Here is a 780-nt window from a genome sequence, read left to right as displayed (position 1 = left end):
GCTCGACACCGCGTTTGCAGTCGATGCCCACCAGCCCGACCGGGAGCCGGGCAAGGCCGGCTATCAGGTTGCGCTGATACACCGACTTGCCCGACTGGTTCGCACCCAGCGTCAGCGCGTGCGGCACCTGCCGGTAGTCGCGGTAGAAGACCGTGCCGTCTTCCCGCAGCGCGACCGGAACCACCATCGGCCCCGACGCCTTCAACCGGCGAGGCATCCGGACCCGGGCCAGCACGTCATAGCCCGTCATCCGCAGCTCGACCACACCGGGGCGGGCTTCCACCACGTTGACCGAGCGGACACCCCACGCATGCCGCAGCCGCTCAGATGCCGCCGCCACATCAGCCGGCTCCAGACCGGCCGGAAGCCGCAGCGAGACCCGCAGCCCGGTCGAGGTCGGCGACACCCGCCGCACCTTCGCGGGCACCGGACGAACCTCCCTGCGCGCCATGTTCCGGGTGACGAACGCCCGCAGCCCCGACGGCTGCACCGTCAGCCCGCACACCTCCATCGTGGACCGGTAGGTGAGGGAGAAGCGGCCCCAGGTGACCGGAAGCCCGACCACCGACCAGTACACGCGCGGGGCACGGACCTTCGCGTAGCCGAGCCCACCGACGCCGGCAGCCAGCGATGCCACCTCGGTGACCGTCATCAGGTTGGACATGCTCAGGCCCCGGCAGTGATGGCGACCGCGCGGAAGGCGATGCCGTGCCGCTTCTGCCCGTTGAACTCGTTCTCCCAGTCCCGAGCCTTCAACCCGACAACGGACACCGGCGTACC

1 protein-coding gene is annotated in these 780 nt (G+C 70.4%); it reads right to left on the bottom strand.

Features of this window, described 5'->3' with window-relative positions:
* The coding region (locus tag ACFXIV_RS48265; protein WP_379421585.1) for an FtsK/SpoIIIE domain-containing protein at nucleotides 1-664 on the bottom strand (664 nt) is incomplete at its 3' end.
* Nucleotides 665-780: the final 116 nt, after the last annotated feature.

Origin of the sequence: Nocardia sp. NPDC059236 (assembly GCF_042754085.1) — a bacterium.
Lineage (GTDB): Bacteria > Actinomycetota > Actinomycetes > Mycobacteriales > Mycobacteriaceae > Nocardia.
The sequence above is the reverse complement of the archived record's forward strand: the minus strand, read 5'-3'. Positions and strand labels throughout refer to the sequence as shown.